Genomic DNA, 9,365 nt, shown 5'->3' with positions numbered 1-9,365 from the left:
AATTATATCATCAACCAATTCTTTAACAATTGAGAAAGTTAATTCTCCTGGTCTCATAACTGCTATACCATCTGCAAATGTAGGTCCATTGTGAGCACTACTTACTTCTCCATTATCTAGAGATGCCTTCATAGATGGCATATTATCTGTTTGTATTCCTATAACCTTTATATCTGGGTTTAAAGCCTTAGCTGTTACTAAAGTTCCTGCTAAAACTCCTCCTCCACCAATTGGACATAATATTGTGTCTATTTTTCCATCTAAAGCTTCGTACATTTCAAGAGTTATTGTACCTTGACCAGCTATTACATATGGATCATCAAATGGATGTAGGAAAGTCTTTCCTGTTTCTTTTTCCATTCTCTTAGCTTCTGCAAATGCTTCATCAAATACATCTCCTGTTAATACAACATTTGCACCATTTTCTCTAGTAGAAGCTACCTTTGCTTCTGGAGCACAAGTAGGCATTACTACAGTAGCATCTAGTCCTAGCATTTTTGCACTTAGAGCAACACCTTGTGCATGGTTTCCTGAGCTAGCTGCTATTACTCCTTTAGCTTTTTCTTCTTCGCTTAAACTAGATATCTTATTATAAGCTCCTCTTATTTTAAAAGCCCCTGTTTTTTGGAAGCATTCACATTTATAATATATATTTGCTCCTGTTTTCTTACTTATAGCTATCCCCCTTAGCATAGGTGTTTTTTCAATAACATCCTTAACTACTTCTCTAGCTTTTTTTACATCTTCTAAAGTTACTTTATTCATTTTTATCCCCTTTACTTACAAACTTTTTATAATTTTCTATTATTTTAAGTATACAACTAAATTGCGTTTTTGTACACTTATATTAAACTGTTTTTTTAATAAAACGCATTTTGAAAATTTATTGAGCTTTGTCTTCTTCTATTATTTTTTCTATTTTTACATTTACAACTCTAAATTTGTCGAGTTCTATTACTTTAAATCTATATCCATCAAAATCAACACTTTGATTTATCTCGATATCCATTCCAAGCATATAGAAGATCCATCCTCCTATGCTGTCAAATCCTTCTTTTTCCATATTTATATCTAAAATTCTATTGATATCGTTGATTGTAGTTGTACCCTGTACTATATAAGAACCATCGTTTAATTTTTTGATATCTACTTCTTCATCGTCGTCGAATTCATCCTGAATCTCTCCAACAATCTCCTCAAGTATATCCTCAACTGTGATAATCCCAGATGTTCCACCGTATTCATCTACAACTACTGCCATTTGTACTCTATCTTTTCTAAGCTTTTCTAAAACCCTACTTGTAAGCTCAGTTTCTGATACATAAGTTATTTTTCTCAAAATCTTACTTAGATCTACCTTATCCTCAAGAAGCTTTTGATTATAAAGGTCTCTAATATGTATAAATCCAAGTAAATCATCCTTGTCCTTTCCACATACTGGATATCTAGTATATCCTTCTTCCTTTATCAAATTAAATATATACTCTTCACTGTCATCTAAATCTATGCAGATCATATCCGTTCTAGGTACTAAAACCTCTCTTATTTGTTTTTCTTTGAAGCTATATATATTGTCCATAAATAATTTATCGTCGATGCCATATTCATCTTTCTCTTCATCATCAATAGATATAGATTCTTCTAAATTATTTAAAGTCTTTCCCTCCAAAATATTAGACATATCACATTTAAATAATTTACATATTTTTTCTGCTATAAAGTCCGAAATTGCAGAAAATGGTCTTATAAATGCATATATAATTGTGAGTAATAAAGAATTTCTAAAAATAGTTTTTTGTGGATTTTTTATAGCTAAGGCTCTCGGAATAAAAAAACCCACTATTAACTCTACTATTCCCATTACTATTATTATTCCTATTATTGCGACTTTTTCTAATATATCGTTGTCTATTTGAAATTCGATAAAAATAAATTTACATACTTCATTTAATAGAAAACCTACAATTAAAATAGATATTATAGTCGCAAATTGACATACAGATAAAAATTTGTTTTCCTTTTCCTTTATTTTCATGCACCTTTTTAATGCACCGCCTTTTTGCTGTTCAGATTTTTTTAACTCATTTTCATCTATTCTCGTCAACGAATATCTACATTGCACAAAAAAAATATTTATTATAGTCAAAGCTACAATTGAAATTGATAAAACTGATATTTGCATAATAAAAGAATATGCCCCCTTACACAACATTAAAATTTTAACTTAGTCTAGTTTATTATAACATAGAGAGCACACTACTTAGTTCATATATTATAAAAATTTTCAAAAAAAACTCAATATACAAAATAGTATATCGAGCCTTTATCATTTTACATTTATATATAGCTTATTACTTAGTAAATTCTACTAAAGCATTTCTTAAAAATTCAGCCATTCCTTCTCTATTATCATCGTAGTATTTTTTAAATCTTTCATCACACACATACATTTCACCTAAATTTCTATGGGCCTCCTTAGAATAGAAATTCCATGTATATCCAAGCCACTTTTTATGAAGCTCACACGCCTTCATAGCAAGTTCACCAGATGGATCTCCTGTGTCCATTGCTAATTTTAAAGCTTCTATTATATCACCTTCAAGTTTTTTAAATTCATCGAATTTTTCTTCATCCATATTCATTAGCTTTTTATTAGAATCATCTACCGTTTTATCTCCATATTTTTCTCTTATCTCTTTTCCGTATTTATTTTCATTTTTATCTATTAATTCCTTCTTAAAACCATTAAATTTGTCCTTATTTGCCATTTTCTTGCCCCTCTCTTTACTATCTATAGTCTTTTGTACATTTTCTATCAATAAATCAATCTGAGCCCTTTTTTTAAGAAGACCCTCCTTATGACTATACAGAGCTTTTAAAATATCAAATGATGGAGATGATAAAATCTGTTTTATTACCTTCAATTCTATTCCAAGTTCCTTATAAAACAATATTTGCTGAAGTAAATCTACCTCCTTCTCAGAGTAAACCCTATAGCCAGATGAGGCTATTCTAGCTGGCTTTAAAATACCTATTTCATCGTAGTATCTAAGTGTTCTAGTACTCACTCCTGCCATTTTACTCAAGCTCTGTATTGAATATTCCATTTTATTACCTCCTAAAAACCTTTAATTTATTGATAAATAAATTATATAAATTGACGCAACGTAAAGGTCAATACTTTTTTTAAAAAAAAATAACACTACTTAGAAAATCTAAGTAATGTTATTTTATATAAAGATATTGCATTTTAGGGCTTCTTTAGTGCATATTAAAATTTACATTTTAGATATGCTTGTAGAAAATCTATCTACATATTAATTATTGTACATATTTGACATAAAGTCAATATATGTTTAATATATTAAGCCTTAAAATAATTCAGCATTTATTTTATTCATTAAATTATTTGTTGGTTTTAATGGGCTTACCATTGGTCCATCTGGTATGTGAACAAATTTAGGATCTACTGGTTGTAATATTCCACCTAATCTTTCTCCAACTTTACCTTCAGCATATAATTTATTTACATCTTTTAATTCTGCTTTTATATCGTCTTCGCTTGCAAATCCAAAGTCTACTTCGTAAACATTTGCTATTGCTCCAGGTATTTCCCAATTAGCAAATTCTACTTCTTTTTCTACTGCTGCATTTACTTCTTGTAATCTTCTATCTGTATTTATGAAAGTACCATTAGCACTTACAAAGCTTGTAGCAGGTATAACTACATCTGCGTTTGCTGCAGTCTTAGTCATATGAGTATCAGATACCATTAAGAATTCTAATGAAGATAAATCTATATCAGGATCTTCACCGAAGCATAATAATCCTTTAACTCCATTTAGAGCTTCTGCTCCTGCAGTTATTCCAAGATCTACTAAACCTTGAGAGTTAGACATAGGTTTAACTTGTACTATACCATTTCTTGGAGCGCCTATATGTCCTGAAAGTATAGCTATTTCAGCTATTAAGCTAGCAACATCTGTAGTAACCATATTTTGTTGGAATACTACCATAGCTTTCTTAGCATTAGCATATGCTTCTGCTACTGCTTTTATTTCATCTGATACAACTACGCCTTCAAGTGATGCTTTGAATTGGTCAAATCCTTCTAAATCAGAAGCTTTACCCATATCTATTAAAGCTTTTGCTATTTCTTTTACAGCAGTTATGTCATTGTTTGTATATACTATTTCTGGGTTAAATCCATAGTTAGCTACTGGATATTCACTTGGATTTACAAATATTACTCTAACTCCATTCTTAGCAGCTTTCTTTAATTTTATATTAAGTACTGGATTGTTTTCTGGTTTAAATCCAATAGCTAATACAACGTCAGTTGCTAATAATTCTTGCATACCATTTGGAGATGCATTTACACCTAATACTTTGCTTAATCCACTTTCTCTATTGTCGAAGCATAAAGTTTTAGCACCTAATTTATCAGCTAATTTCTTGATTGCATAAGCTTCTTCATTAGTATATCTATCAGATATAGCTACAGCTACTGCATCTTTACCGTATTTACTTGCTATAACTTCTGCTTTTTTAGCTACCATAGTGAATGCATCATGATATGTAGCTTCTACTAATTCTCCATTTACTTTTATAGATGGTTTTGTAAGTTTGTCGTCGATTAATCCAGCATCGAATCCCCATTTACCTCTACCACATACTAAACCTTCATTTACAGGTCCATCCATGCTTGGATCTGCTTTTATGATAAGTCTTCCATGTGTACTTAATTCTAATGAACATCCAACTGAACAGAATGAACATGTAGTTGGAGTTTGTTCTTTTGCAAGAGGTACAGTTTTCTTTGCGTGAGTTTTTTCTTGTAATGCACCTGTTGGACAAACTGATACACATTGTCCACAAGATATACAATTAGTTTCTTCTAGTGGTTGTTTTAAAGCAGGTTTAACTACTGTATCAAATCCTCTAGTTACAAGACCTAATGCACCAACACCCATGATTTCATCACAAGTTCTTACGCATAATCCACATAAGATACATTTGTTCATATCTCTTAATATGTATGGATGGCTATCTTCTATTGGTAAAATTGATTTTTCGCCTTCGAATCTTTCTGGTTCTACATCGTAAAGACGAGAGTAATCTAATAATTTACATTCATGATATTTTTGACATCCACAAGCTAAACATCTTTGAGCATCTGCTAAAGCTTGTTCTTCTGTATATCCTTGGTTTACTTCAAGGAAGTTATCTTTTCTTTCTTCTGGACCATATTCTTTTACTTTAGGTCTGTAGATTTTTTCTCTATCTTCGAAAGATTCTTCAGTTAAATCTTCTCTTTCATGTACATAAGGTTTTCTGTAATCTATTTCTTTTCCATGTAAGAAAGCATCTATTGATTCTGCAGCCTTTTTAGCATCTGCTATTGATTCAACAGCTATAGATATCTTATCATTACCACAGTCACCACAAGCAAATACACCGTTAGTTGCAGTCATATAAGTTTTTGGATCGTATACTAATGAGTTCTTTCTAGTTTTTTCGATTCCATCAAATACGCTACCATCTACTTGTTGTCCTATAGCGATTATTAATGTATCTATATCTAATATCTTAGTTTGACCTTCTACTGGAACTGGTCTTCTTCTACCTTTTTCGTCTGGTTCACCTAACTTCATAACTTGAAGTTCTACTTTACTAACTCTTCCATCTTCACCAGCTATTACTTTTATTGGGTTAGTTAAGTTTTCAAATACTACGCCTTCTTCTTGAGCTTCTTCTATTTCAAGTTCATCAGCAGGCATTTCTTTTATTGTTCTTCTGTATATATTGTAAACTTGTTTAGCACCCATTCTTACAGCAGTTCTACATGCGTCCATTGCAACGTTACCACCACCAACTATGGCTACTTTTTCACCTAAGTTTACTGGGTTACCTTTAGCTACTTCTTCAAGGAAATCTATACCACCAACAACTCCTGGAAGGTCAGATCCTTCACAATTTATTCCTATTGATGACCAAGCACCTATTGTTACAAGTACTGCATCATAGCTATTTTTTACAGAGTCAAAAGATATATCTACACCAACTTTTGTATTTGGTATCATTTTAACTCCCATTTCACCTATTAAATCAATTTCTTGTTGTAAAACTGTTTTTGGTAATCTATATTCAGGTATACCATAACGAAGCATACCACCTAATTTAGGCATTGCATCGATTATAGTTATGTCATGACCTTTTTGAGCTAAGAAGTAAGCTGCTGATAAACCTGCAGGTCCACCACCTATTATAGCTACCTTCTTACCAGTTGGAGCTCCTACTTCTGGTATATAAGGATTACCAGTTGCTAAGTCTCTATCTCCAACGAATCTCTTTAATTCTTGTATTGCTATAGGTTCTTCTACTAAACCTCTTCTACAATTAGTTTCACATGGGTGAGGACATACTCTACCTACTGATGCTGGTAGAGGAATTTTATCCTTAACTAATCTAATTGCTTCGTCATAAAGTCCATTTGCTATAAGTCCTACATATCCTTGGCAATCAGTGTGTGCTGGACATCCTAGAACACATGGTGCTTTACAATCTCCATTATGGTTTGATAATAATAATTCTAAGTTAGTTTTTCTTGATTCTTTAACTCTCTTTGTATTAGTTTTTACTACCATATTTGGTGATATTTCAGTTGCACATGCTTTAAATAATTTTGGACTTCCTTCTACTTCTACTACACATATTCCACAAGAACCATATATTTCTGCTCTTTCATCGTAGCAAAGAGTTGGGATAAATATATCATTTTCTTTTGCGACTTCCAAAATAGTTTGCCCTGGAAGACCTAAAACTTCTTTGTCATCTATATTTAATCTTATTTTCTTCATCTTATTTTAACCTTCCTAATTTTTTTCAATTGCATCAAACTTACAAGTTTCCATACATTTACCACATTTAATACAAACATTCTTATCTATAACGTGAGCTTCTTTCTTGTTACCGCTTATAGCGCCAACTGGACATTTCTTAGCACAAGCACCACAGCCCTTACATGCATCTTCTTTGATTTCGTAGCTTATTAATGCTTTACATGCTTTAGCTGTACATTTCTTATTATAGATATGATCTTCATATTCATTTCTAAAGTATTTAAGAGTTGTGATAACTGGGTTTGGAGCAGTTTGTCCTAGACCACACATAGCTCCTTCTTTTACTTTGTGAGCTAATTCTTCTAGTAATTCTATATCTCCGTCTTTACCTTTACCTTGTGTAATTCTTTCTAAGATTTCAAGCATTCTCTTAGTACCTATTCTACAATAGTTACATTTACCACAAGATTCTTTTCTAGTAAAGTCTAAGAAGTATCTAGCCATGTCAACCATACAAGTAGTTTCATCCATAACTATCATACCACCAGAACCAACTATAGCTCCTGTTTTGTTTATGTTTTCATAATCTACTGGTGTATCTATAAGTTCAGCAGGTATACATCCACCTGATGGTCCACCCATTTGAACAGCTTTGAATTTCTTATCTTGTTTGATTCCTCCACCTATATCGTAGATTACTTCTTTTAATGGTAATCCCATAGGAACTTCTATAAGTCCACCTTTTTTAATTTTTCCAGCAAGGGCAAATACTTTTGTACCTTTACTTTGACTTTCTGGTTTTCCTAATGATGCAAACGCTTCCCCTCCATTTAATATAATCCAAGTTACATTAGAATAAGTTTCAACGTTGTTTATATTAGTTGGTTTTTGCCAATATCCTTTAGCTGCAGGGAATGGTGGTTTAAGTCTTGGCATACCCCTTTCACCTTCTAGTGAAGCGATAAGAGCTGTTTCTTCACCACATACAAAAGCTCCTGCACCTTCTTTGATTCTTATATCAAAATCAAATCCACTACCGAATATATTCTTTCCTAAATAGCCTTTTTCTCTAGCTTGAGATATAGCTATATTAAGTCTCTTTATTGCAAGTGGATATTCAGCACGAACGTAAATTACACCTTCTGTTGCTTCCATTGCATATCCACCGATTATCATACCTTCAAGTAATTCATGTGGGTCACCTTCAAGTACGGCTCTATCCATGAATGCACCTGGGTCACCTTCATCTGCGTTACATACTATGTATTTTTGATCTGCTTTATTCTTTTTAGCTTCATTCCATTTAAACCAAGTAGGGAAACCTGCTCCACCACGACCACGAAGTCCAGATACTTTTATTACTTCTATTACTTCTTGACTAGTCATAGTAGTTAAAACCTTTTCAGTTGCTTTATATCCGTCTTTAGCTAAGTATTCATCTATGTTTTCTGGATCTATAGTACCACAATTTCTAAGTACAACTCTTTGTTGTTTCTCCATTAATTTTTTATCTTCGTCAGAGATTACTTTAGCTTCTACTGGTTTTCCATTTTCGATGTGGCTTTCTACTATTTCAGCAACATCTTCTGGTTGAACCTTTACATATCTCACAGGTTCGTCTTTCCCGTCTTCATATACATCTACGATAGGTTCTAAGAAACATAAACCTATACATCCTGTAATACCTACTTTTATATCTAAATTCTTTTTACTTAATATTTCTTCAAACTCATTAGCTACTTTTTTGGCACCAGTTGCGATACCGCAGCTACCTTGACCTACTACTATCTTCATTGATACTTCTCCTTTTGATTTATTAAGTTACTTAAGCTGTTTCCCCATCAGCCTTTTTTTCTTTTTCTTTAATTTGATTTATAATTTCAATTACTGAATCTTTTGTTAAATTACCATATGTTTCATCGCCATCTTCAGTTTTAATCATCATAACAGGAGCAAGTGAGCAACATCCTAAACATGAAACTTGATTTAATGTAAATAAACCGTCTTCTGTAGTTTCGCCATCTTTTATATTTAATTGTTCGCTTACTACTTGGGCTATCATTTCTGAACCATTAACATGACAAGCAGTTCCTTGGCAAAGCATTATTAAATATTTTCCTATAGGTTGTAATCTAAATTGAGCATAAAATGTTGCAACTCCATAGATCTTAGCTACTTTTATTCCTGTATATTCTGATATTCTATTCATAACGTCAATAGATAGATATCCATATGCATCTTGTGCCTTTTGTAAAATCGTTATCAGATATCCTGGCTTTTTTCCATAAGTTTCTAAGATTTCATCTAATTCTTTTAGATTATCAGTCTGATTATTCTTGCATTTACAAGTTGACATTCTAATTTCACTCCATTTCTTAATTATTAAATTTTTACAACATACGTTGTATACATTCACCCATAAAAATATTATCATCAAGCTTTCTTAGTTTATTGATTTGCAGAGTTGATCTTTTAAATTAATAAACAATAACAATAAAATAAAATAAAAATCTTGAATTTCTC

6 protein-coding genes are annotated in these 9,365 nt (G+C 31.9%); all 6 read right to left on the bottom strand.

All coding sequences use genetic code 11. The annotated features are described in order from the left end of the window. Positions 1–765 (bottom strand): threonine ammonia-lyase (locus MR593_RS00395; RefSeq protein WP_290685672.1); only part of this gene is annotated, 765 nt, incomplete at its 3' end. Positions 766–883: 118 nt separating this feature from the next. Beyond that, positions 884–2,182 carry a hemolysin family protein gene (locus MR593_RS00390; RefSeq protein WP_290685669.1) on the bottom strand — a complete coding sequence of 433 codons (1,299 nt, stop codon included), beginning with the start codon at positions 2,180–2,182 and terminating at the stop codon, positions 884–886. A gap of 169 nt (positions 2,183–2,351) precedes the next feature. Further along, on the bottom strand, positions 2,352–3,107 hold the full coding sequence (locus MR593_RS00385) for a MerR family transcriptional regulator (protein WP_290685667.1): 756 nt from the start codon (positions 3,105–3,107) through the stop codon (positions 2,352–2,354). 264 nt (positions 3,108–3,371) lie between these two features. Beyond that, positions 3,372–6,860 (bottom strand): FAD-dependent oxidoreductase, encoded by a 3,489-nt coding sequence (locus tag MR593_RS00380; protein ID WP_290685664.1) that lies wholly within the window; start codon positions 6,858–6,860, stop codon positions 3,372–3,374. Positions 6,861–6,875: 15 nt separating this feature from the next. Beyond that, positions 6,876–8,636, bottom strand: coding sequence for an NADH-quinone oxidoreductase subunit NuoF (locus MR593_RS00375; RefSeq protein ID WP_290685661.1), 1,761 nt, complete (start codon positions 8,634–8,636; stop codon positions 6,876–6,878). Between the two features lie 31 nt (positions 8,637–8,667). After that, the gene (gene nuoE, locus MR593_RS00370; protein WP_290685658.1) at positions 8,668–9,198 is read right to left on the bottom strand and encodes an NADH-quinone oxidoreductase subunit NuoE; all 531 of its coding nucleotides are present in this window, start codon (positions 9,196–9,198) and stop codon (positions 8,668–8,670) included. Positions 9,199–9,365 lie beyond the last annotated feature (167 nt).

It is taken from the genome of Intestinibacter sp. (genome assembly GCF_022780145.1).
GTDB lineage: Bacteria > Bacillota > Clostridia > Peptostreptococcales > Peptostreptococcaceae > Intestinibacter.
Note: the sequence above shows the minus strand (reverse complement) of the source record. Positions and strands in the feature narration are given on the sequence as shown.